The following is a 23145-nucleotide window of genomic DNA, read 5'->3' on the forward strand; positions in this document are numbered from 1 at the left end:
TGGCGAGCGATAAGCGGCGGCCCGTCCGGGCGAGCATCGAAAACATTGGTGGGACAAACGTCGACGCAACGGTTACATTGGGTGCAGCGGTCGTCGAGCAAAAGTTCGATCACAGGTGCTCCTTGAGAACTGAAGTCAAAGGATGGTGCGGGATCCGCGTCCACACGCGCTCGAGGCCTCCTGCCGCGATGCGAACCGCAAGGTGCGGGTCCTGTGCGGGGGCGTCGCTGCGCTGGTGCATTCCTCGGCTTTCGGTGCGTGCGAGCGCAGCCGCGTAACACCAGCGCCCTGTCGCCACCAGCGCTGCGGATTCACGTGCGCGCACTACGTCCCGGACGTTCGTACCAGAGAGGCTACGCGCTTCCGTCCACAGCGCATCCAGCGTCTGCAACGAACTTGTGAGCGTCGGGCCGTCGCGAAACAGGTTCTTGTCGAGCGGCAGCATCTCGCCTTGTACGATACGGATCGCATCATCTATGCCGACAGCGGACTGGGTCGACGGCCTTAGCGCCGCTTCACCGAGCGGCCGCAGCACGGCGTCCCGTTGACGTCGTTCCAGCGCTTTGCGGGCGGCGCCTTGGCCAGCCCAAAGTCCGGATGACAGCGCCCAAGCTGAGTTTTGTGCGCCGCCGCCCGAGATCGCCCCCGCGACGTTCTCGCGGCTCGCAGCATCGCCCGCAGCGTAAAGACCGGGCACTGTGGTGCGGCATTCGTCGTCGGTCACACGCAGACCTCCGACGCCGCGCACGGTGCCCTCTCCTCGCAACGTCACTTCGAATGCATCGACGAATGGGTCGATACCTTGTCGCCGGAACGCAAGCGAAACGTTCGGCGAGACGCGAGGAAGCATCTCCCGTATGTCGTTGGGCATCCGGCTGAGCCGGCAAAACACTGGACCTTCAAGCAGTGCTTTGGCGAGCGCACGGGTGGAGTCGGGGCCGGCGCCGATTGGCAGGAGCCTGCCGCCGGCGTCATGGTAGTTTGCAAACGCGTACGCCATTGAGCGGGTCATGGTTGAGTTAGCAGGAGCGACGGTGTAGTAATTCGAGAATTCCATGCCCGATAGCTCCGCGCCAGCTTCGACTCCCATCAGATACCCGTCGCCAGTATTTGTGTCGCTGCCGAGCAGGCGTGACAGAAACGCGCAGCCGCCGGTGGCCAGTACAACTGCACCGCTCTTCACGCACCAGCTGTCTCCCTCCTGCCGGCGAACACCGCGCGCGCCTGCGACACCGCCGCTCGGATCCGCTAGGAGCTCAAGTGCTGGGCTCTGGTCAAGGATCCGCACGCCAGCCTGCTGGACCAGACTACGCATTGCCCGCATGTATTCGGGCCCGCGCAGGCCGCGATACTGAGTGACGCCCTGCGCGTCGACGGGAAAATCGTAGTGTCCCGCGAGCGTCGGTAACGTGCGCCATGTAAGGTCGATTACGCGTTCCATCCAGCGCTCATCGGCAAGCCCTTCGGCTGCCGCAGAGCGCTTTTCGATTGCCGCCCGGCGCACCGCCGGATCCGGGGGGACCCACCAGTGCCCTGGGCCGCCTGACGCGGTAACGCCACTGGTGCCGCAGTAGCCCTTGTCCACGAGCACAACGCTGGCACCAGATCTCGCGGCGCCCAGCGCCGCCCAGGCGCCAGCCAGGCCGCCGCCGATGACAAGCACGTCTGCTTTCAGTTCGAGATCGCGGGTCTGCCGCGAGAAATGTGCGCTCGAATAACTGGCGGTGCCTGCCGGGACTGTCCCTGAAGTAGAAGCGCTCATAGTCCGGAACGCGAAGACACCGTGCGCCCCTGCTTTTGTCGCGGTGCCGAGAACGCGGTGAACGCAGCGCGCCCGGCGCCGATGAGGATGGTATCGTCCTGGGGAGTATGGATGCGCGCACACAGCACGTCGCGGAAATGCCGTTCGAGTGGGTTATCGCGCGAGAGCGCCGGATTTCCAATCGACTCGACAGCGAGTTCTACCGCGCGAATAGCGTTCGTCGTCACCAGATGTTTGATCTGCGCGGCTTTGGTCGCATCGACGGTGCCACCCGCCACCGCACCCAACAGCACCCGGTTGTTGAGCAGTAGCGTGTCGATTGTGCCGATCGTTTGCTGAAACTTGGGTAACGTCGCGAGCGCAGCACCGAGATTGCTCGGTTTGCGCTCCAACAACCAGCTGACCAGCCAGTCTCGCGCAGCGTGCGCAACACTGTCGTATATCGAAGACAGCAACGCTGTCATCCACAGCGAATCGACTGGATCCAACTGCGGCGCCGTCGGGATTAGGGGGTGTGCGTCGACGTCATGATCGGCAGGCACCAGCACGTTGTCGAAAATCACTTCGTGGCTGTTCGTTGCACGCATCCCAAGTTGGTTCCAGCGCTTGCCGATTCGGATTCCAGGCGTGTCGTGACGTACGAGCCACGTGCCAACGCGCGGCGTGTGGTCGTCACTGCGCGCCCAAACCGCTAGCCAGGTCAGTCCTGGTATACCGGTCGAATAGAGCTTGCGGCCATTTATCAGCCAGCCTTCCGGCACGCGTCTCGCCACGGTCGCAGGCAGCCCTCCGCGCGCGGGGGTTCCGAGTTCGGGCTCGACTCGCAAGGTGTTAATCAGTGCGCCGTTCTCGACAGCGTCGCGCGCGACCTTCGTGCGCAGTGCCTCGGGCCAGTGCGGGTTCTGTTGAAGACGAAAATGCTGGAGGTATTGCATTGCCAGGATCAGCGCGGTAGACGGTTCACCACGCGCCACGGCCGAAATAACTTTCATTGCCTGCGCGAGCGTCGCGCCGCTGCCGCCGAGTGCGGTAGGTACCGTAAACGCGGACAACCCGAGATCGTGTAAGCGGCTCAGGTTGGCGTGCGGAAATTCGCCGCTTGCGTCCAATTCAGCTGCAGTGGCGGCGAATTCTTCGGTCAGATTTCGGAGGGTTTCCCCGAAAATCGAAGATTCGGGGACGGGAAAAGGCGCACGCGGCCGAGCAGGCGCGGTGCTTGAGATAAGGGGCGCATTCACAGTAGACTCGCTAGCTAAACATTCGGGGGCAGGCCGCACGAGCGTCATCGCGACGAGTCTCGTAAATGGTCCTGCAGGACGCGGTATTCATCATCGCCGCTCGCGTCAGACCTCAGGCCTTCGCCAGATAGTCCGCGACAGCGATTTTTTCTGGCAGTACCTGATGCGCAGCCAGCCAGTCGGCTGCTACCTGAAGCTTGCGAATGAAGCCTAGGTCGCCAGCTCCGTATACGACGTACTGCCGCTTCATCGCCGTCAGCGAGTCGCGTACGGAATCGCTATAGTGGCCTTTTTCCTGAGACAGTCTTTCGGCATCGGCGGGATTTTCGGACACCCACTTCGCCTCCTGTGAAAACGCGGCGTTCACGGCTCTGACGAGGTCGGGGTTGTCAGTTGAAAATTTACGCGTTGTCACATACGACAGGAAATCGATTTGGAGATCCAGGTCGCGTCCATCTACGAAGATGTCGTGAGCTTTGTAATTTTCGCGTGCGATGTCGACAGTCGGGCTCCACATTGCCCACGCGTCCACCTTGCCTTGCGAAAACGCAGGCGCTGCGTCCGGCGGATTCAAGTACACAAACTTCACCAAGTTGCGATCGATGCGATGTTTTTCCAAGGCAGCGACCAGCAGAAGCTCCCCGAGTCCGGAGCGATTGACTGCAACTGACTTGCCGACGAGGTCCTCAACGCGTGCAATTCCTGAACCGTCGCGCGCGATGATTGCCGTGCTACGCGGCTCGATCGCATTGAAACTGGCGAATACAAGCGGGGATCCGGCAATCATCGCCGCCAGTGCCGGCGTTGTACTGCCACCGAAGCTAAAATCAGCGCTACCGCCCGTGACCGCCTGCAACGACGGCGCGTGATTTGGGAACGGCCCGACCCACTCGACTTTGATGTTGTCTTTCCCGAGCCATTTCTCGAAGTCACCACGCTCCTTTGCCATCATCGACAGACTGCCTGGACTCCAGCCGAGGCGAACGGTGTCGACCTTGCGACTACCGCACGCGGTCAGAGCGGTCGCGAATGCGGAAGTCGCGGCTGCAGTTTGAAGGAAGCGGCGACGAGACCACACGGATTTAATTGAAGGTGAGGCGTTGGGCATGTTAGCGGGATAGGACGGCAAGGGATTTTCAAGGGCGCACGGGCGGTGCATGGCCGCTATGGCCAACGAAACGCACGTGCAGTAACTGGATCACGATTCGGCGTCGACGCCCAGGTGTGCTAGCAGCGTGTCGCGCAATGTTTGCTTTGCATGTTCACGAACGATGTACTCGCTCGCGATGGCGCCGTCTCGCATCACTAGCGCACGGTCTGCAAGCGTGATCGCCTCGTCTACGTCGTGCGTGACGAGCAGTACGCCCGGTCGATACCGCTCCACGAGTTGCTTGACGAGGCGTTGCATCTTGATTCGCGTAAGCGCGTCGAGAGCAGCGAACGGCTCGTCGAGTAGCAAAAGTTGCGGCTCCTGCAGGAGCGAGCGAGCGAGCGCCACACGTTGCGCCTGACCACCCGACAGATTGCGCGGCCAGTCGTGCGACCGTTCGGCAAGGCCGACTTCCGCAAGCGCCGCTTGCGCCCGTTGTTCACGGTCGGGCGTCGGCGGAAGGCCGAGCGCGACGTTGCGCGCGAGCGTTTCCCATGGCAGCAGACGCGGTTCCTGAAATACGACCGCTGGCAGACGCGGACCATCGATGCGACCGGCGTCGACCGAGTCAAGCCCTGCGAGCGCACGCAGCAGCGTGGTCTTTCCGCAGCCGCTCTCACCGAGCAACGCGACGAACTCGCCACGCTCGATGGTCAGATTGAGTCCATCGATAACGACACGCGCGCCATATGCACGGCGCAGGTCGTGCACGACGACGGCGGCGCCTGTCCCGTTACGACGCCCCGTCATTAACGTGCTCCCTTCGTATAGTTCGGATGCCACGCGAGGAGCCGGCGCTCGAGAAAGCGCGCGCACGCGTCTGTCGCCACCCCGATTCCCGCGTAGATCACGATTGTCATCACGATCACGTCAGTACGCAGGAATTCTCGCGCGTCCATAGCGAGAAAGCCGATTCCGGTGCTTGTCGCAATCGTTTCTGCAACGACAAGCGCGAGCCATGCGGTAGCGAGGGAATAGCGCACTCCTGCAAGCACTGATGGCAGGGCGCCCGGCAACACGATTCGGCGAATCAAAATGTCCGTTGACAGGCCCATCACGCGGCCCAGTTCGAGCAGCTTCGGATCGACCTGACGGATGCCGAGCACCGTGTTGATGTAAATCGGGAACATCACGCCTAGCGACACCAGAAAGATCTTGCCTACCTCGCCGACGCCGAACCACACGATCACCAGCGGCAACGCCGCCAGAAACGGAATCGTACGCAGCATCTGGATGTTGCGGTCGAGCAGCGCCTCGGCAATACGAGAAAATCCGACAGCCGTCCCGAGCGCGAAACCCAACGTCCCGCCGATCGCAAATCCAGCCCCGGCGCGCAACAGACTGACTGCCATGTCGCTAAGGAGACGCCCGTGCGCAATCAGAGTGATCGCGGTGTGGAAAATCTTCGTGGGCGCCGGCAGTACTTGCGGCGAAAGCAGGCCGATCCTCGCGAAAAATTCCCAAATCAACAGGAGCACGAGTGGAACTGACCACGATATGATGTTCAACCGGCGCGGCGAAATTCCGGAAGAGTCGGACCGTAGCCCGATGGCAGCTCGCGTTGCGCGTGGCGCAATCACGCCCCGGCGCGTGCCCGGCAGAGGCAATGCACCCGTTCGCCCCTCAACACCTTCAGAACCGACCACTGGATGGCCCCATTTAAGCAACAATATACGTGCAGCATATCGACGCGGGCCGGCCTTGAGAATTATGAAATTATTCTATGTTTAGGCATATTTAATATTTGAACAGTGCATGTTTATTTTGCTGACAGCCGTCCCGGTGGTCACTCCGCGCTCGGTATTTCCACCTTAGACGGCTGCACTCCCGTAGAGCCTTTAGATTGCGACTTCGGGCGGGGGTTGGCGGAAGAGGCGTGTGATCCAGCACAGGTAAGCCAAACCGATTACGAACCAGATCACGCCTAGCACAAGCGCGGTCTTGTCGAGGCTTGCCAGCAGCCAGATATCTGCGACCGCACCAATCAGCGGGAAAATCAGTCCACCCACGACGCCAATCTTCTTATCGCCGTGATTGCCGGTTAGGTAGATGCGTACCACGCACAGGTTGACGGCGGTGAACGCGAGGAACGCGCCGAAGTTGATGAAGGAGGTGGACGTCGCGACATCGAGTTTCAAAGCGATCAAACCAACGACACCCGCAATGGCGATGTTGATTGCCGGGGTCTTGAACTTGGGGTGGATGAAGCCGAAGATGCGTTTCGGAAGAACTTCGTCGCGGCCCATGGCGTAAAGCAGACGTCCGACGCTTGCCTGCGCTGCGATGCCCGACGCGAACTGCGCAAGGATAAGGCCGGCCAGGAAAACGGTGACGAACATATCGCCGCCAATCATCTTTGCCACTTCGAAGGCGGCAGAGTCGGCGTCCTTGAATTCGACGCCCGGATGTGCCAGTTGCGTCGTGTAGGCGGCCAGCACGAAGATTGCACCACCTATCAACGCGATCCACAGGATGGCGCGCGGCATGGTTTTCTTCGGGTCGATGGTTTCTTCTGTGAGCGTCGAAACCGCGTCGAAGCCGAGATAGGAATATGCAGCGATGGCGGCGCCGGCCATCGTTGCTGCGAACGGCACGTGCGGCTTGAAGAACGGCTCCGCCATAGCGATGCCGCGAGGACCTGCTGCCGCAGCGGCATAGTGCCAGCACAAAGCGACGAACAACGCGACGATGGCCATTTGTACAACCATCAATACGATGTTGAAGCGTGCCGCCAGTTCAATGCCGACGATGTTCAACGCACTTGTTAGTACAATGAAAGAAACAATCCAGATCCAGGTCGGTACGCTCGGGAACGCGGTGTTCAGGTAGGCGGCACCGATAAGCCAGATGACCATAGGGAGGAAGAAATAGTCAAGCAGCGTTGCCCAGCCGACCATGAAGCCGAGATGCCCGTTGAAGGTCTTGCGTGTGTAGGTGTAAGCGGAGCCCGCGACCGGAAAGAGGCTCGCGAGTTTGCCGTAACTGAGCGCTGTAAATGCGATCGCGACTAGCGCGAGCAGATAAGCAAGGGCGGCAGTGTCTTTGCTCGCCTGAGCAAGCACACCGTAGGTGCCGTAAACGATTAGCGGCGCCATGTAAGCCAAGCCAAACAGTAAGACTGATGGTAGGCCTAAAGTACGCTTTAGGTGTGACTGTTCTTCGACGTGCGGCTCTTGCATGACTTCTCCTGAACTCTGGGCAAGCGGGTTGGAATCGTCCAGAGCAGACGCCCCGAACCGGTGAAGTACAACTAGGTGAAAAAACGTCAGCCGATGCGGCGGTCTCCAACTACGAGGGCGCGCGATCCGTCCTCGTTGTCGACTCTCTTAAGGTCGAGTGCCACGCGCGCATCATGCAGATAGCGGTAATGCTCCCGGCTCGTTTCGAGCCGGGAGAAGTCGATTTGAGTTTTGAGTACCGTTTCTTCTGATCCGGCCGCAGCAAATATTTCGCCGAACGGGTCGACGAGTGCCGATTCACCAGGAAACGTCAGGTTGTCGTCGCCAGAACCACACCGATTTACCATCAGCGCGAACATCTGGTTTTCCATTGCGCGTGCCTGGATAGCTCGTCGATGAACCGGTCCGAAAGGGTCCATGTTGCCGTTGGTGACAATCAGCAGATCGGCGTCAAGAGCAGCAACGGCGCGCCCTGATTCCGGAAACTCGATGTCGTAGCAGATCAACAGGCCGACTGTGATGCCGTTCCATATGCACGTCTCAAACCGATTGCCGGCGCTGAACACGCCGACGTCTGATGACCAGAGGTGCGTCTTTCGATAGTGCAGCGCAATTTCACCGCTCCCGTCGATCAGTACGGTCGTGTTGTAGAAGAGCGCTCCGTCGCGTTCTGCGAGACCTACCGCTACAGATACGCCTGCCCGGCTGGCGGCGTCACGCACAGCGCTTAAGGCTGGGCCTCCAAGTGCCTGCGCAATAGCGGCGACGTTCGTCCGGGTTGGGAAGCCAGACAACGTGGCCTCGGGAAATACGATAAGCTTCGTGCCGCCAGAAACGTCGGCGCGGCCGATCATGTCGACGACCTTGCGCGTGTTGTGTGCGACATCGCCATCTAACAGCGAGATTTGCGCGAGTTCTACCTGCATTTTTTCGCCTTTTTCAAATGCCTTTCGCCGGCCATATATAGCACTGCTTCTTTTTGGTCCAGGTCATTATCGGGGTATTGTTTTTGTCCAGAAATCACCCATCCGGGGTACCCTCAGCGGAGAAAAATATGGAGTTCGAATGGCGGGACCTCGCATTTCATCGGGAGATAGGCTCGGTCATCGATGCCATCGACAGTCCGCATTTCTGGGCTCGTCTGACCCGCGTTCTGGAACGGCACATCGGCTTTGATAGCTGGGTTGCGCTGCGATTCTGTCGTGATGCACCACCGTTGGTTTGCGCCGAACAGGCGCTCCCCGATGGAAAAATAGATCTGATGTTTCGAGACTATCTCGCGGCGGTTTATCAACTTGACCCTTTCTATCTCGCTGCGTTTGAACAGCCTGTTTCAGGGTTCTATTCACTTGCAGATGTCGCACCCGACAATTTTCGGATGACGGAGTACTACCAGCGCTACTTCAAGAAGAACATCGTCGGCGATGAGGTTCACTTTAACGTCGTGATAGACGCCAATTACACGATGGGGCTTTCTCTCGGGAGTATGAAGCGATACGACGAACGGGAAATAACGTTGCTGACACTGTTTTCGCCGTGGGTTTTGGCGTTAATGCAACAGCGGCTGCGACACGAAAATTTTGGCACCAGGCAGGACGGCTCGGACTCTGTCGGAGACGGCGATTCCGATTTGACGGACCGTTTTGGTCTGCTGGCAGAGAAAAAAGGACGGGGTGCGCTAACCGCCAGAGAGATTGAGGTGGCAATGTTGACGCTTAGCGGATTTTCTTCGCGGGCGATTGCCGAGAAGCTTTCGATATCCTTCGAGACTGTACGCGCACACAAGAAACACATCTACGTGAAGTTGGACGTTAGCTCTCAGTCAGAGCTATTTGCAATGTTCTACTAATCCGGTCGTGCCGGTAGCGACCAGGCTTCCTAGCGCTAACCCGCGTCAACTCGCCGGCCAGCCCCGGCCTAAAGTCGTGTGGCGCCTCGCTCGGCCAAATCCGCTGTTAGGCCTGTGGGCTACGCTGCCTCAACCGCCGCGAGTGCCCTCAGGACCTGTTGGTCCCGGGGCTGTCGACTATCGCGATTCGAATAGCCTCGTGTCAATCAGTTAGAAAATCTCGCGCCACAGATCAAGTGCCTGCTGCACGGGGCGGTCGGAATAGCTGAACAGCACTGCATCGCTGTCCGCCTCCAGGCGATATGGCATCCAGGAGGGGCAGACGAACACGTCTTTCGGACCGAACGCCAACACCTGATCTCCTACAATGCAGCGTCCATTTCCTTCGACAACGGCATACACAGTGGAGTCCGTCGCGCGATAGGATGCCCCGCGAAAGCCTGCAGGCAGCAACTGCATGAAAGTACCGATCGTGGGCATCGCCCAGTCGCCGGTGACCGGGTTGGTATATTGCAGTTTGTGGCCCCAGACGACATGCGGCTCTTCCTGCGCCAGTGTATGGAGTGCCTCGCGTGTGCGGTCGTAGGGATACCAGAAAAGCGGAGAAGTGCGCGACCGTGACTTATATTCCACGGGCTTCATGGTGTTGCCGAAGCGGGCAAGATTGCTGCCCGCGCTCCGATCCGTTTGCTGACTCTCGCTAAGACCATCTTCACGGAATTGGGCGTCGAGCAGTTCCACGATAGGAATGTCGAGACCATCCAGCCAGACCATTGGCTCAGCAGACGTATTGCCGTGGTCGTGGAAGGTCCACGATGGGGTAATGACGAAGTCCCCCACGTGCATCGTTACGCGTTCGCCATCCACGGCCGTATACGCACCGTCACCGTTCATGATGAAGCGCAGGGCGGATTGCGAGTGACGGTGAGCGGGGGCGACCTCCCCAGGAAGGATCAACTGCAGGCCTGCATAAAGGCTGTGCGTAATACGGGTGCGCCCACGAAGGCCGGGATTCTCGAGCACCAGCACACGACGTTCGGCCTCTTTTGCGGTAATGATTCGCCCGCTCTCCTGCAGCCACGGCCATACCGTATCCCACTTCCACAAATACGGAACGCATGGTGTATTGGGAGTTGCTGTCACGACAGCATGCAGTACCTCCCACAGCGGCGCGCAGTTCGAACCATCAATTTTCTCGTAGAACGCTTTTCGAGCCTGCTGCGTCTCAACAATATTCCCGACGTGAGAAACACGGTTGTCGTTCATGCTGTCTCCTTCTTTCCGGCGGTCTCGGGTGTGGTAGCAGCTACACCCGTGGCGCCGTCGGCTGCCCGAACCGCGACGCGGATTTGCCCAACTCCATCGAAAGCGCAATCGATAGTGTCGCCGGGCAGCACCGGACCAACGCCCTCGGGCGTGCCAGTTAGCAGAATGTCACCAGGGTGCAGCGTGTAGAAGCTTGATGCAAATTCGATGAGCTCGGCAATGCCGAGAATCAGGTCCTTGGTATTTGCCTTCTGACGAGGCTGGCCATTCACTGTCAGCCAAAAATCGATATTTGAAGGATCCGCGACTTCATCTGCCGTCACCATCCATGGGCCAAGAACCGTAAAGCTGTCGATGGATTTGCGGAGACTGCGCTCTTCGGGCCCTCTCGCGGTCATATCGAGACCGACGGCGTAACCGGCAACGTAATCGAACGCCTGTGCCTGTGTGATGTTGCGCCCGGTCTTGCCGATGATGACTGCGAGCTCGGCCTCGTGGTCGTTTCGGCGGTCCAGGTGTTGTAGCTCGACGCCTGCCGCAGGACTCACGATCGAGCTGGTTGCCTTCAGGAACAGGCCAATTTTCTGAATCTCGGCGACCTGGTTGTTGTGGTGAACCTCGACCTGCGCTCGTGCCTCTTCAAGGTGCTTTTTGTAATTGACTGGCGCGGCGACCACCTTGCCGGGATTGGCTACCGGGCTGAGTAAGCGGACGTCGGCGAGCGGGCGCAATGGGGCGGATGGTGCGATGCGCCTGATTTCATCTGCCACCTGCGCCAGATTTGCAATTAGCGGATCAACTGTAGGTAGCGGATAGCGATGGAGTGGCAACACGTCGAGTGCGGCTGTCACGTCGCGTACCGAGTCTCCTTCGACGACACCAAGCCGGTCGTCATCGAATCGGCAAATTTTCATGGGGATCTATCTCCGTTATTGGTTGTGAAGCTGCGTTGCCGCTTAAAACTGCGAAGCCGGTACGTTGAGCACGAGGCCATCAAGCGTCGGCCCGACAGAGAGCTGACAGCTGAGCCGACTGTTCGCCTCGACACCGACGGCGAAAGCCAGCATCTTCTGCTCGTGCTCGGTCTTTTCAGGCAAGCGATCGGCCCATGCCTCGTCGACGTATACGTGGCAGGTTGCACAAGCGCAGGCGCCGCCGCAGTCCGCGTCGATGCCGGGAACGTTATTGGCTACGGCAACTTCCATAACTGACATGCCATCAGGACCCTGATAGACAAGCTCTGCTCCGTCGGCCGTGCGAAAGTGGATGTGTGTCATGAATATCTCTCAAGTTCTGGCAGGTTATTGGGGCTGCCGATTATGTCGGGAAGGGTTGTGGGTGCAGCGGCAGCGATGCGTCCGCCAGGCGGGTTGTGTCCAGCGGGGTGGACGTCTGGATAAACCCTTTGCCTGCCATGAAATCGGCCGCTGCGTCTAAAGCCTCAACAGCCAGCAATCGGCCCTGCCGGAGATACCAGACCGACTGCGTTGCTTTGCCAGAATCTTGTTCGGCCGGTTTGCGCACGATGATCTCGTCATGGCCGTGAGCTATGCCAGCCACCTGGATTCGATGCGAATACTGGTCTGACCAAAACCAGGGCACGCTCGCAGGCGGAGTCTTCTTGCCGGCAAGTATGGCCGCCGCGTTTTTGGCCTGATCTACGGCGTTTTGTACCGACTCCAGCCGAAGTCCGGGCCCATAAATCTCATGCGTTTGCTCAGTGCAATCGCCGATCGCAAAGACGTGCGGGTCGTTGGTTCGCGCATTCGCATCTACGAGAATTGCGCTTGCACAGGCGATATCGGCTGCTGCAGCAAGTTCGATATTAGGTGTTGCGCCGATCCCAACTACGAGTGCATCGACTGCCAGCGGCGCTGCTTTTGTGTGGATTGTCAGTCCACCAGGGGCTGCTTCCACGGCTGAGATTGAGGACCCGAGGCGGATATCGACCCCGTTGCTGATGTGAAACGCGTGTACGGCTGCCGATGTCGCCTCGCCAACGGAGCGTTGCATGACTCGAGGGGCTGCCTCAAGCACGGTTACGTCTATCCCGAGTTGTCGCGCTGAGGCGGCCACCTCCATACCAACATAACCAGCGCCCACGATTCCAATACGTCGATAACCGGAAAGCGCCGTCTTTAACGCCTGCGCTTGTGCGAGCGAGCGCAGATAGTGAATTCTGGGGTCACGCTCAGGCAGTCCTGGGAAGATGCGTGCACGCGCGCCGGTAGCGAAGACCAGGCTGACATAGGATATGCGTGCGCCGCTACTCAGCACCACTTCGCGGGCTGAGCGGTTGACCCACTCGACCCGTTCACCGAGACGCAACTCACAGCGCAATGTCTCGTAGAAGGATGCTGGCCGAAGATGAAGTGACTCGGCAGTGCTCGCACCTTTCAGATAGCCCTTGCTAAGAGGAGGACGCTGGTAAGGTGGGGTAAGTTCATCGCTGACGATGGTGAGCGTACCGTCGTAGCCCATCTGCCGGACTGAGGCAACGAATTGACACGCTGCCTGACCGCCGCCTATGACAAGAATCCCGCGTTCGGCTGTCATGGCATTACCCCAGCGTGACTGGCATGGTACGAATGCCACGGAAGCGGGCGTTCGGGTTAAAGCTCAAGCCTTCGCGCAGGTCGAGCTTCGGAAAGCGTTTGGTGATGGCTGGCAGAGCGATGCTGGCTTCCAATCGCGCCAAGGGTCGACCGAGACACACGTGAATGCCGGCCCCGAACGCAAGGTGGGGATTGGGACGGCGATCCAAATCGAATTTTTCCGGGGAGTCGAATATCCGCTCGTCGCGATTGGCGGACGCTTGAGCGACGATGACCTCCGTGTTGGGCGCAATTGTTCCGCCGCTAGGAATCGCCACCTCACGCGTGGTCCGGCGGCCCTGGAGTTGCAGAGGGCTAGCGTAGCGGAGGCATTCCTCGATGCCCACAGCCACGACGGAGGCATCGGTGGCCATGGCCATGCGCTCAAACTGGTCACGGTTCTGGATTAGCGCGAGCGTTGAAAGACCGATGAGATTGGTGGTTGTCTCGTGACCGCCGTTAAGCACGAGGATGCACATGTGCAACATCTCGTTCTCGCTGATCTGTTGACCGCTTTTTTCCGCTTTCACGAGCGCACTGATGATGTTGCTGGGCGTCTCTTCAACCGGCTGGGAGCGCCAAAAGTTGACGTAGTCAAGCAGATAGGCCTTGAATTCCGCTGTTGCCTTGTGCCCGGCGGCGATTGCCTCAGCAGACACGGCTGGGTTCAGCGGAAAAAGAACCTGGGCACCAAGATCGCGTATGCGCGGGCCGTCCGCGCGCGGAACGCCAAAAATGTCGCAAATGACCTGAATTGGGATGCGAGAAGCAAAGTCGGCGACGTAATCGATGTCCTTGTTGTCCTCAAGTTCGTCGAGGAGTTTCGCCACAATCTCGTGCACGCTGACCCGCAGTCGCTCAATGCCGAACTGGGTGAAGAAAGGATTCACCACCTCACGGAGGCGGTCGTGATCCGGCGGGTCGCGAAAGAGCATGCTGGTGGTGTGCTGTTCCAGCAGCGGACCTTCGCCGAATTTTTCGCGGTATGCCGCCTCCCGATTTACCACGCCGGAAAGGTCTCGCCAGACAGCCTTGACGTCATCGTAGCGAGTGAGCAGAACTGACCCGTCTGAGTTGACGTGCGCGGGCTCGTTGTCCCGCAGGTGTTTAAAGAAGGGGTAAGGATTGTCGTAGTACGTTTTCGGGAGCTGAAAGAGGTCAAAATCCTCGGTGGCCGAATGGACCTGCTTTTCCGCAGGCGCGGAGTGAGTCTGTTGGATCGCCATGAATCCGTCTCCTATGTATTTTCTGCACACATCGCACATGCGGACCGCAACTGAGCCGCAAAGTCACGGGGTCGACACGTAGGTCCTCTCTTTCAGCAGGACCCGATACGCATCGAAAGAAATGCGGCTAAGCTACCGCGATCGGTTGCGGCCTACCTTCGACAGATAGCGGCAGAGTGCATCCCGTGATCATTGGTTGTATGGTGATGCACACGAGAGTATTTAGAAATAGAAGGTGGTGAATAGGATCTATAGACCAACCTGATAAAGGTATGCAGATGGAACTTCGAGACATCGACTTGAATTTACTTGTCGTGTTCAATGAATTGCTTCACCAGGGGCGTGTATCGGCGGCGGCGCGCACGCTAGGAATGTCTCAGCCCGCAGTTAGTAACGCCCTGAGCCGTCTGCGGAAGTTGCTTGGGGACGACGTATTCCTTAACACATCAAAAGGCATGGTGCCTACGCCTCTATCGGAGAGGCTCGCAGAGCCGATAGCGTTCGCGCTCGGGACAATCCATGACACACTGAATTCGAAGGCGGAGTTTGACCCGGCGACGAGTGCGCGCAACTTCACAGTCGCGATGACCGATATCGGTGAAATATCGTTTCTTCCGGCGTTGATGAAGAGGCTATCTGAGGTAGCACCCGGGGTCACCTTGAGCACGGTACGAAACACTGCGGTGAACCTTCGCGAGGAGATGGAAAACGCAAGGACCGACCTCGCGATTGGTTTTTTACCGGACCTGCAGACTGGCTTCTTTCAGCGGCGGCTGTTCAGTCAGCGTTATGTATGCCTCTTTCGAAAAGGGCATCCGCTTGCTGAGCAGGGGATAACCCTGAAGTCCTTCTGTGCCGCAGAACACGTGGCGATTGTTGCCGCAGGAACCGGGCACGGCATGGTTGACGAGTCTATCCAGCGCGCAGGGATTACGAGAAAAGTGCGGCTGCAAGTACCGCACTTTGTCGCCGTCGGGCACATTCTGCAGACAACCGACCTGATCGCTGTCGTGCCAGAAGCGTACGCGAAGCGAACGTTGGAGCCGTTCGATTTGGAGACTGCTGTATGCCCTGTGAAAATCCCACAGATAGTAATCAACATGCTTTGGCATGGCAGACATCACCGGGAACCAGGCAATCAGTGGCTGCGGCAAACGGTATTTGAGGAGTTTTCCTCCTGACAGGCGCGATTTCTGATCTCATCTGGCTTTCCGGTCTAAAGACGTCGCGTTAGCGACCGGGAAACGCCGTCCTTCAAGACTACCGCGCACTCGTAGCTTCGTAGCCTTAGACGCTCCGTCCATGTCACGAAAACGTTTGCCGCGATCTCTCCTGCTCCGCGAGGCCACCCCTCGCGCGATTTCTAGCGTGTTCCACGCGCTGCTTTGCACAAGCGCCGGTGATACTTAGCAATAACTGAAATGCTATGGATAGAATTTCACTGACAAGACACAATCGCCTTATAGGAACTTAGGAGAGGATCCATCTGTTGCCCGCGTTCTACGGGGTCAAAATTGCTTCCTTGACGAAGACCGTAGGCTCAACGTGAAAAAATCCAAAGTCTCTTTATTAAAATAATAAGTATTGCTATTAAATTTATAAATTTTTTTACCGCTAGCTTCTGAAATCAATTTGGAACCTCGACCAGACCTCCAGTTTCTCGAAATCTTGATAGGCCACTGGAAATCACGCGATTTGTGCGTGATGAGTCGAACGATTGCCTTGTGGGAAATCGGGTGATGAAAGTCGGGAAAAATAGTTCGCGGTAGGCAAGGGCGGTTCAATCAGCAAACTAAAAAAGTGGAGACTGACAGGCGATGAAGCATAAATACATAATCGCAGCAGCGATGGCGTGGTGCATTGGCTCGGCGCATGCGCAAGTGGTGGCGCAGGGGCAGGATCAGGAGCATCCCGGTATCCAGCAGGCGGATCGGCGTGTCGAGGCAGAGAAAGACGCACGACAGGGAGTCGCCCTGCCATCGACCATCACGTTGTATGGGATCGTTGATACCGGCGTGGAGTACGTGACAAACGTTGGGGCAGGCGGAAAGAGCTTGGCGCGTATGCCCACGAACACCGCAGGTCTTCCGTCGCGCTGGGGTGTGCGAGGGCAAGAGAACCTCGGGGATGGGCTGCTTGCGATCTTCGTCCTGGAGTCGGGCTTTGCACCAAACAACGGAACCCTCGGGCAGGGCGGCCGACTGTTTGGGCGGCAGGCCTTTGTAGGGCTGTCGGGAGGCTGGGGCACGCTCACACTCGGCCGGCAATACACCATGCTCGCGTGGGGATTGGTTGACGCGGATTTGCTGGGCCCGGCTGTTTTTGCTTCTGCATCATTGGACAGCTACCTTGCAAATGCGCGTGCGGACAACTCAATCGCCTATCGCGGAACGTTTAGCGGCGTGACCGTTGGCGCAATGTACAGCTTTGGCCGCGATGGTGCGAATGGCGGACCGAGTCCTGCGGGAACGAACTGCGCAGGCCAGACCGCAGGTGATTCGCGCGCTTGTCGCGAATGGTCCGCGCTGCTGAAATATGACGCATCATCCTTCGGGGTGGCACTGGCGGCTGACCAGATTCGCGGTGGTCCGGGCGCGTTCGGTGGACTTACGAGCAGCTCCTTGAGCGATACTCGTTTGTCCGCAAACGGGTACTTCAACGTCGGACGGTTAAAGGTCGGCGGTGGCCTTCTTCATCGGAACAACGAAGGTAGTGCTGCGACGCCAAAAAGCGATTTGTGGTACCTCGGTGCCGCCTATACATTGACGCCAAGTTGGATTGTTGATGGTGAAGCCTTCAGGATTACGTTCAAGAACAGCGATAACAAGGCGACGATGGGCGTCGTGAGAGCCACCTACGTCCTTTCGAAGCGTACGACTGTCTACGCAATGGGCGGTCGAATCTACAATGGTGGTTCTCTTGCATTGTCAATCAGCGGCGGCGGCCCGGGAAGCACTCCTCCGCCCGGCGGCGCGCAAACCGGCGTGATGATGGGCATGCGACACGCTTTCTGACGGGTTCCCCGCTTACCTGGCTCAAGACGTGGGCATGTACCTTGAGCCAGGTGGGGATGAACAGTCCAAGAGATGAAATTGCAGGACGAGGCATTCAGGTTGTCCTTTCCCTTTCGAGACGGCCGTGCCGGTAGGTGCCGATAGGCTGTACTCGATAGGACGTGGTTATCGGCTAAGAATATGCAGGTGATGCCCGTCGACGCTTTCGCGCGACGCTTTTGGCGCGGCCCACTCGGGCCGGAGCGGGACATATACGCGCTGCCGGAATCAATTGATCAGGGCGCGCTCTGACGCGTCCTCCCGCGCACTGATGTCAATCAGTTCGCTCTCAGAGACCAATCTGTCATCGGCTTCGTATTCCAGTAGCACAAACTGAGGGCGCTCGACGGACTTCTCCCTCAACTGTGCTGGGGCTGCGGAGCTTGAACTACCCATCGCAAGTACATACCGCCTCTCAAAGAGGCGCGACAGGTGGAAATTCTCTTTGAACGCGAGCGATAGCTCCAGTCCGGCTGAAGGTTAATGGATGTGGCAGATGGCGTGGTAGCGCTGGTTGGCGCGGCCGCTTTGCGCATTGCAGCCGAAACTGCCGGCTTCGAGCTTGAGCGACTGGCGCATTGACATCTGCGACAACTGCACGCTCCCGTTTAATCGTCCGAACCCTCAATGGAATCGCTCCTGGTTCATGTCTGCACCAAGGGCCGCGATCTTGAAGGTCCGCGCACGGATAGCGGTAACTCCCGAGATGGGGGAGCTGAAGACAGGCGCAGGCATCCGGTGTTCCTTTGTGGACAGTTTAAGTCGAGTCATCGCCTCGAACCGAGACCTTCCATGTGCTACGTGACTTGATAAGCCGTTCACGCTGTGTGGACATCGAAGGGCTGGATTGCAGCCAGTAAGTTGGGATTTGAACGAGATAGCAATGAACGAAATGTGGCCCCGCCCTCCAGAGTCAAATCTTGACGATTTTCAACTGTGCGACAACGTTGCATATCTAATAAGCCGGACGCGTGCGACCATGTGGAACATGGTCACACAGCAGACCCTGGCAGAAGCCGGCGTGACAAGTATGCAGGCCACAACGCTCGTCATGGTCAACAGTGGGCGGTGCCTGACCGGTACCGATCTTGCGCGGGAGTTCGCGATTAGCGCCAGCGCAGTGACTCGTCTGATCGATCGACTGGAAAGACGTGGACTACTTAAGCGAGTACGAAGCGAAAAGGACAGGCGCATTAGCCACGTAGCTTTGACCGAAGAGGGGCGCGTACTTGCTCTACAGATCCCCACAATATTCGCGGAGGTTTTCGATTCTGTCCTGACCGTTTTTAGCGAAGAGGAGGTTGGTTTCCTGAAGGACCTCCTCCGTCGAATCATTCTACGTTCGCAAGATGTGGCAGGGAAATTTTGAAGTAGGCGATGTTACGGACCGGGGACGTGCCGACACCGTTACGTAAGCCTTATATGAGGCCCCACCGGACTCCTTGAGCTTACCTGAAAAGAGATGAAATTCGCGGGCAAGGCCGGTTATTTGCGGAGAACCGCCGCTTTTCCGTTCGAACATGAAGTCGCAGTGACTCGCGGCTTCAGGCAGCGGCAAACGTCCCAGTGACCTTGAACGCGGAAACAGCTTCGGTGAGATTGCTGGCCTGGTGTTCGAGCGATTGCGCAGCAGCGGCCGATTGCTCCACCAATGCTGCGTTTTGAAGCGTAACCTCATCCATCTGGTCTATCGCAACATTTATCTGCTGAATGCCAAGGCTTTGCTCTTCAGAGGCGGTTGCAATCTCGCCAACAATCCCTGAGACGTGCTGTATCGCCTGCTTCATCTCGTCGACCCGCTCACTGACTCCGACTGCACGGAGCGAGCCGTCACGGACCATTTCGACAGATGACGTGATCAATTCCTTGATCTCCCCGGCCGCCGCCGACGAGCGTTGCGCCAGGCTTCGGACTTCGCTGGCGACCACGGCAAAACCGCGCCCTTGCTCGCCGGCGCGAGCGGCTTCAACGGCCGCGTTCAATGCGAGGATGTTGGTCTGGAACGCAATCCCCTCGATAAGGCCGATAATTTCGGAAATCTTGCTCGAGCTGTCGTTCATTAAGTGCATCGTCTTGAGCATCTCTTGAACGGCTTCGGCACCCTCGTCAGCAATTCTCGAAGTATTTACTGTCAGCTCATTGGCCTGGCGCGCATTGTCGGCGTTCTGCCTCACAGTTTCCGACAGTATTCTTATCGTCGCAGCCGTCTCTTCCAGCGATGCCGCGTGCTCTTCCGTTCGGGATGACAGGTCGATGTTCCCAGCGGCGATTTCTTTCGTCGACATTGAAACCGAATCGGCAGAACGGCGCACACTGACGACCGTATCTTCGACACGGCTCATCAACTGGTCGAACGCTCTAGCCGCGAGTCCAAACTCATCCTTTCGAGGGCTTGCAGTTCTCTTGGAAAGATCCAGCGATTCGGCAATCTCCATCATTTTGTTTCTCATACGGCGCAAGCCGCCGCAAACGACGGTGTGCAGTCGAAAGCCAGTCCATACGGTTGTGACAATTCCGAATCCCATGACGAGGCAGGACACCAGCAAGGACCGTGCGTACCGGCGACGAGCGTCGATCCCATATTCGTCCACTTGCGCGCTGTTGTATCTCGCGTACCTCTTCAACTGGGCGTCCACCGCAACGGCAGCGCTGTTCAACTCGCCACCGGGCAGCAGGCTGCTGCGGGCGTCGTTGATGTGACCGCCTCGAGACTTCTCGAGAAAGCTCGACAGCGCGGTTCGATAGGCCATCTCGCTGGCGGCGCCAGATTCAATCATTGTCTTCCCTGTCGAGTCACTTTGATCATCTTCGTGCCGGTATTTAGCTACGGCATCGTCAAGCGTCGCCAGCTTACTTGCCATGACAGTTTCCACTTGCGCTTTCTCGCCGACCGTCTCCGCAAGAAGGTGTTGGTAGGAAAGAGATTGAAGCGCATGCAGGGTTTCTTGCATCGAGTCAAGGTCCGATACCCGGGATAGCAATGTCGTCTGGGCAAAGGAGAGATGTTGCTGGTCGGCGCGGAGAGCCAACATTCCATATGTACCGGCAGACAGGATGCTGACAACAGGGAGAATCATGGCGGCGAGTAGGCGCCTGCTTACGGTTATATTCATTTTTCTAAGCTAAATTCGGCGTTGTGGGAAAACAGGACGACGACGTCCACTAATCCTTCGTGTGCTCGCGTTCTTCCGGACGAAGACTTCGACGCATGGCAGGTAGGCAATATCACCGCGCGTTTCATAAATGGGGGGCCGACGCTGTCGAAAAGGCACCGCTCATTGCTGTCTGACGCGACGTCGCGCAGTGGACATTACGGCGTTGCCGGAACTGCGGCAGGTTGGCTTGGGCCAAACCCGCATCCAAAGGCTGCCAAGGAAGCGAGTACCGCTGGGATTGAAAACAGGATGAATAGTGTGCTTAGCGGCATGTTGGCCGCAAGAAGCACACCGCCCATCATCGCTCCGAAGATCGAGCCGAGCCGACCCACACCCAAGGCCCAGCTTATTCCTGTGACTCGACTTTCCGTCGGATAAAACTGAGCGGAAAACGCGTTGGCGCCAATCTGTGATCCGTTAATAAAGAAACCTACACCTGCGACAGATGCGGCGAGCCAGAGACCGTGAACCTGTCCGAGGCTGATGATGAACGGCGCAGCCGCTGCATATGAGATGCCGAGCACGACCGGTGGCCGAAATCTGTCCATTAAGCGGCCAAGCGTCAGCGCGCCGACTGTACCGCCGATTTGATAGAGCGCTGCCACACGGGAGGCGTCCGTCAAGGTCATGCCGGCGTTATGGATAAGCGTCGGGAGCCAACTGGTCATGAGGTACACGATCAGCAGACTCATGAAAAATACGCACCAGAGGAGGAGCGTACCGTTGCGGAACCCCTTTGCGAAAAGCTGACGTACCGGAGAGCCGGACGATTTAATTTCATTTAGTGTGAACTCAGTGTATGGACCGAGTTCAATCGGACTGATTCGTCGGAGCAGAGCAGCGACCCTGACGCGCGACGTCTTGTTTGCGACGAGATAGCGTACTGACTCCGGCATTAAGGCGATCAGGACAGGCACCAGGGTTAACGGGAGGATGCCCCCGAACAGGAGGACACTGCGCCATCCGTAAGCGGGCACCAGTTCCGCTGCAACAAGACCGCCGCAGCCGGAGCCCAGCGTGAAGCCGCAGAACATCACGGTGGTCAAAAACGATTTTCGCTTTTCTGGGCAGTATTCGGAGGTAAGCGCAATAGCATTTGGCATTGCGCCACCAAGCCCAATTCCAGTGACGAAACGCAGCGCGATCAGCGCTCCGATTGTCGGCGCGTAGGCTGCCACGATGCTGGAAATTCCGAAGAACGCCACGCACACGATCAAGGTTTTCTTTCGCCCGACCTTGTCTGCCATTGGTCCAAATGAAAATGCGCCGACCATCAGGCCAGCCAGGCCGGCGCCGAATAGGGTTCCTAGCGTTGATGGGCCTACCGCCCACTCATGCCGCAGTGCGGGCGCAATGAACCCGATGCAAGCTGTGTCGAAGCCATCGACCGCAACAACACAGAAGCAGAGAAAGACGACGAGCCACTGGAAGGGAGAAAATCGTTGGGCGTCGAGCCACGCACGGACATCTACTGCCGTTGAATTGGGTTGCACTGCTGTCTCCTAACGCATTTTTTGGAACCCGTGATGATGCTGTGCGAGGAGCACTGCGTCATGACCAGGGAGTACGAAGTTCCATGCACTCCGGCCAGCCCGGGCGATGACGTATCACCGATAAGGTGCCGTCGAGCGAAAATTACGTTTGAAAGAAAACGCAGTCAATGCAGCCGAATTTATAGATGGGAATTACGCGCGTTGTAGGCCAACGTCGAATCCGTCGTGGCGCCTTGGTCAACATGACTATCACCTCGGAAGCAGCTCGAAGTCATGGAAAGCAGATGGTGCCTGCACGAAGAACGGCAGACGCAGAGTGCAGAACCGGACGATGCCGTCACGAGTGGTATTCGTAGCATCAGGGAACCAGTCGAGTCCGTACCCATTTCGATTCGCTAAGTTTCCAAATACTGCGATCATGCAGTCGGTCGTCGTCGGAACCTTCCCACGTCTCAATGAATGTCGGACTCAGCCATAGGGAACTCACTTTTTTCGCCTCGAACGGTGTCAATCCGGCGTCTATATTGCGTCGCAGCGTCGCGACTTCTTCGAGAAGTTGCTCGCGGGAGGCCAGTGGTGTGCTTTGAGGGCGAACGTTCTCGTGGTAGACGTCTAGCACCCTGCTCGCTTCGGGCTTCATGTGCCAGGTGGCGCGTTCGTCCTCGCCACAGCGAATTTCGTACGTGCCACGGATACGATACTGAAACAGTTGAACCGGCCAAAATCCGGCGAGCTCCCATTTGCCGTTCGACATCAGATGCGTGATTTTGGGACTGTCGCCACTGACGGAGATAGAGATGCCTGCGCGGGTGAATGAGCGTATTGTCACGAACCTCGTCATCGGGAGGTTTTCCGCGTCCAGGGTAACCAATGCAGCAAACCGCACGCGGGCGTCTTCAAGGGGCAAGCCTTGCTGGTACTTGTCCAACAGAAAATCCAGTGCGTCGTCCATTGTCTAATCCATCATGCGAGAAGGTAGAAATGTGCCGGACGACTGCTTCGATCGATCCGGCCTCATGCCAGGTGGGGCGGCTCAGGTAGCCTGCGTGCAGTTTTCGAATGATCCCGCTCTTCCCGGGCCGGAGCGACCGCGCCTCGGTCACTTCCGTCCGTGCGCAGATCCTACATGCCGCTTGCGCCAAGATGCAAACGCATCCGGAAGCGTTCACGGACGACAGAG

19 protein-coding genes and 1 pseudogene are annotated in these 23145 nt (G+C 58.1%); 4 read left to right on the top strand and 16 right to left on the bottom strand.

The annotated features are described in order from the left end of the window. Positions 1 to 8: 8 nt before the first annotated feature. From AYM40_RS43760 to AYM40_RS21430, 8 genes and pseudogenes are all read right to left on the bottom strand, one after another. Positions 9 to 164: pseudogene (locus AYM40_RS43760) on the bottom strand (4Fe-4S binding protein); the annotation flags it as partial. Then, positions 110 to 1762: an FAD-dependent oxidoreductase gene (locus AYM40_RS21400; RefSeq protein ID WP_063498288.1), complete on the bottom strand. Its 1653-nt coding sequence runs from the start codon at positions 1760 to 1762 to the stop codon at positions 110 to 112. The gene AYM40_RS21400 and the pseudogene AYM40_RS43760, both read right to left, overlap by 55 nt. Beyond that, positions 1759 to 3048 (bottom strand): acyl-CoA dehydrogenase family protein, encoded by a 1290-nt coding sequence (locus AYM40_RS21405; protein ID WP_082855226.1) that lies wholly within the window; start codon positions 3046 to 3048, stop codon positions 1759 to 1761. The genes AYM40_RS21400 and AYM40_RS21405 overlap by 4 nt, the downstream gene beginning before the upstream one ends. Before the next feature lie 64 nt (positions 3049 to 3112). Next, positions 3113 to 4174 carry an NrtA/SsuA/CpmA family ABC transporter substrate-binding protein gene (locus AYM40_RS21410; protein ID WP_236721052.1) on the bottom strand — a complete coding sequence of 354 codons (1062 nt, stop codon included), beginning with the start codon at positions 4172 to 4174 and terminating at the stop codon, positions 3113 to 3115. A gap of 24 nt (positions 4175 to 4198) precedes the next feature. Further along, positions 4199 to 4900 (bottom strand): ABC transporter ATP-binding protein, encoded by a 702-nt coding sequence (locus AYM40_RS21415; protein ID WP_063498290.1) that lies wholly within the window; start codon positions 4898 to 4900, stop codon positions 4199 to 4201. Continuing rightward, a complete protein-coding gene (locus tag AYM40_RS21420) occupies positions 4900 to 5700 on the bottom strand; it encodes an ABC transporter permease subunit (protein ID WP_063500606.1) in 801 nt (266 codons plus the stop codon). The genes AYM40_RS21415 and AYM40_RS21420 overlap by 1 nt, the downstream gene beginning before the upstream one ends. Positions 5701 to 5988: 288 nt before the next feature. Further along, a complete protein-coding gene (locus tag AYM40_RS21425; protein ID WP_063498291.1) occupies positions 5989 to 7329 on the bottom strand; it encodes an APC family permease in 1341 nt (446 codons plus the stop codon). A gap of 86 nt (positions 7330 to 7415) precedes the next feature. Next, on the bottom strand, positions 7416 to 8255 hold the full coding sequence (locus AYM40_RS21430; RefSeq protein ID WP_063498292.1) for a carbon-nitrogen hydrolase family protein: 840 nt from the start codon (positions 8253 to 8255) through the stop codon (positions 7416 to 7418). A gap of 128 nt (positions 8256 to 8383) precedes the next feature. Here AYM40_RS21430 and AYM40_RS21435 point away from each other — a divergent pair, with 128 nt between their 5' ends. After that, a complete protein-coding gene (locus AYM40_RS21435; protein WP_063498293.1) occupies positions 8384 to 9178 on the top strand; it encodes a helix-turn-helix domain-containing protein in 795 nt (264 codons plus the stop codon). 210 nt (positions 9179 to 9388) lie between these two features. Here AYM40_RS21435 and gtdA read toward each other — a convergent pair whose 3' ends face one another. From gtdA to AYM40_RS21460, 5 genes are read right to left on the bottom strand one after another with little or no spacing between them, the layout of a single operon-like run. Continuing rightward, positions 9389 to 10444, bottom strand: coding sequence for a gentisate 1,2-dioxygenase (gtdA, locus tag AYM40_RS21440; RefSeq protein ID WP_063498294.1), 1056 nt, complete (start codon positions 10442 to 10444; stop codon positions 9389 to 9391). Continuing rightward, on the bottom strand, positions 10441 to 11358 hold the full coding sequence (locus AYM40_RS21445; protein ID WP_063498295.1) for a fumarylacetoacetate hydrolase family protein: 918 nt from the start codon (positions 11356 to 11358) through the stop codon (positions 10441 to 10443). The genes gtdA and AYM40_RS21445 overlap by 4 nt, the downstream gene beginning before the upstream one ends. 42 nt (positions 11359 to 11400) lie before the next feature. Then, positions 11401 to 11721 (bottom strand): 2Fe-2S iron-sulfur cluster-binding protein, encoded by a 321-nt coding sequence (locus AYM40_RS21450; RefSeq protein WP_063498296.1) that lies wholly within the window; start codon positions 11719 to 11721, stop codon positions 11401 to 11403. Positions 11722 to 11761: 40 nt separating this feature from the next. Further along, positions 11762 to 13000: an NAD(P)/FAD-dependent oxidoreductase gene (locus AYM40_RS21455; protein ID WP_063498297.1), complete on the bottom strand. Its 1239-nt coding sequence runs from the start codon at positions 12998 to 13000 to the stop codon at positions 11762 to 11764. A 4-nt stretch (positions 13001 to 13004) separates the two neighbouring features. Beyond that, entirely contained in the window at positions 13005 to 14264 is a 1260-nt protein-coding gene (locus AYM40_RS21460; protein WP_063498298.1) for a cytochrome P450, read from the bottom strand. Positions 14265 to 14542: 278 nt separating this feature from the next. Between AYM40_RS21460 and AYM40_RS21465 the strand changes: the two genes are divergently transcribed. The 3 genes from AYM40_RS21465 (at position 14543) to AYM40_RS21475 (ending at position 18686) form a co-directional block, all read left to right on the top strand. Beyond that, positions 14543 to 15445, top strand: coding sequence for a LysR family transcriptional regulator (locus AYM40_RS21465; RefSeq protein WP_063500607.1), 903 nt, complete (start codon positions 14543 to 14545; stop codon positions 15443 to 15445). A gap of 636 nt (positions 15446 to 16081) precedes the next feature. Continuing rightward, positions 16082 to 17278, top strand: a complete 1197-nt coding sequence (locus tag AYM40_RS21470) for a porin (protein WP_082855228.1) — start codon at positions 16082 to 16084, stop codon at positions 17276 to 17278. Between the two features lie 922 nt (positions 17279 to 18200). Next, entirely contained in the window at positions 18201 to 18686 is a 486-nt protein-coding gene (locus AYM40_RS21475; protein WP_148662270.1) for a MarR family winged helix-turn-helix transcriptional regulator, read from the top strand. A 175-nt stretch (positions 18687 to 18861) separates the two neighbouring features. Here the strand turns inward: AYM40_RS21475 and AYM40_RS21480 are convergent, their stop codons facing one another. The 3 genes from AYM40_RS21480 to AYM40_RS21490 form a co-directional block, all read right to left on the bottom strand. Next, the gene (locus AYM40_RS21480) at positions 18862 to 20430 is read right to left on the bottom strand and encodes a methyl-accepting chemotaxis protein (RefSeq protein WP_082855229.1); all 1569 of its coding nucleotides are present in this window, start codon (positions 20428 to 20430) and stop codon (positions 18862 to 18864) included. Positions 20431 to 20627: 197 nt separating this feature from the next. Further along, positions 20628 to 21965, bottom strand: a complete 1338-nt coding sequence (locus tag AYM40_RS21485; protein WP_063498299.1) for an MFS transporter — start codon at positions 21963 to 21965, stop codon at positions 20628 to 20630. A 358-nt stretch (positions 21966 to 22323) separates the two neighbouring features. After that, positions 22324 to 22917: a pyridoxamine 5'-phosphate oxidase family protein gene (locus AYM40_RS21490; RefSeq protein ID WP_063498300.1), complete on the bottom strand. Its 594-nt coding sequence runs from the start codon at positions 22915 to 22917 to the stop codon at positions 22324 to 22326. Positions 22918 to 23145: the final 228 nt, after the last annotated feature.

Origin of the sequence: Paraburkholderia phytofirmans OLGA172 (assembly GCF_001634365.1) — a bacterium.
Lineage (GTDB): Bacteria > Pseudomonadota > Gammaproteobacteria > Burkholderiales > Burkholderiaceae > Paraburkholderia.

Bases quoted from the DNA above. Each gene is read 5' to 3' on its own strand.
- AYM40_RS21445 (WP_063498295.1), bottom strand. From the start codon at position 11,358: ATGAAAATTTGCCGATTCGATGACGACCGGCTTGGTGTCGTCGAAGGA.
- AYM40_RS21465 (WP_063500607.1), top strand. From the start codon at position 14,543: ATGGAACTTCGAGACATCGACTTGAATTTACTTGTCGTGTTCAATGAA.
- AYM40_RS21405 (WP_082855226.1), bottom strand. From the start codon at position 3,048: ATGACGCTCGTGCGGCCTGCCCCCGAATGTTTAGCTAGCGAGTCTACT.
- gtdA (WP_063498294.1), bottom strand. From the start codon at position 10,444: ATGAACGACAACCGTGTTTCTCACGTCGGGAATATTGTTGAGACGCAG.
- AYM40_RS21435 (WP_063498293.1), top strand. From the start codon at position 8,384: ATGGAGTTCGAATGGCGGGACCTCGCATTTCATCGGGAGATAGGCTCG.
- AYM40_RS21415 (WP_063498290.1), bottom strand. From the start codon at position 4,900: ATGACGGGGCGTCGTAACGGGACAGGCGCCGCCGTCGTCGTGCACGAC.
- AYM40_RS21480 (WP_082855229.1), bottom strand. From the start codon at position 20,430: ATGAATATAACCGTAAGCAGGCGCCTACTCGCCGCCATGATTCTCCCT.
- AYM40_RS21400 (WP_063498288.1), bottom strand. From the start codon at position 1,762: ATGAGCGCTTCTACTTCAGGGACAGTCCCGGCAGGCACCGCCAGTTAT.
- AYM40_RS21455 (WP_063498297.1), bottom strand. From the start codon at position 13,000: ATGACAGCCGAACGCGGGATTCTTGTCATAGGCGGCGGTCAGGCAGCG.
- AYM40_RS21460 (WP_063498298.1), bottom strand. From the start codon at position 14,264: ATGGCGATCCAACAGACTCACTCCGCGCCTGCGGAAAAGCAGGTCCAT.
- AYM40_RS21450 (WP_063498296.1), bottom strand. From the start codon at position 11,721: ATGACACACATCCACTTTCGCACGGCCGACGGAGCAGAGCTTGTCTAT.
- AYM40_RS21425 (WP_063498291.1), bottom strand. From the start codon at position 7,329: ATGCAAGAGCCGCACGTCGAAGAACAGTCACACCTAAAGCGTACTTTA.
- AYM40_RS21490 (WP_063498300.1), bottom strand. From the start codon at position 22,917: ATGGACGACGCACTGGATTTTCTGTTGGACAAGTACCAGCAAGGCTTG.
- AYM40_RS21470 (WP_082855228.1), top strand. From the start codon at position 16,082: ATGAAGCATAAATACATAATCGCAGCAGCGATGGCGTGGTGCATTGGC.
- AYM40_RS21475 (WP_148662270.1), top strand. From the start codon at position 18,201: ATGAACGAAATGTGGCCCCGCCCTCCAGAGTCAAATCTTGACGATTTT.
- AYM40_RS21430 (WP_063498292.1), bottom strand. From the start codon at position 8,255: ATGCAGGTAGAACTCGCGCAAATCTCGCTGTTAGATGGCGATGTCGCA.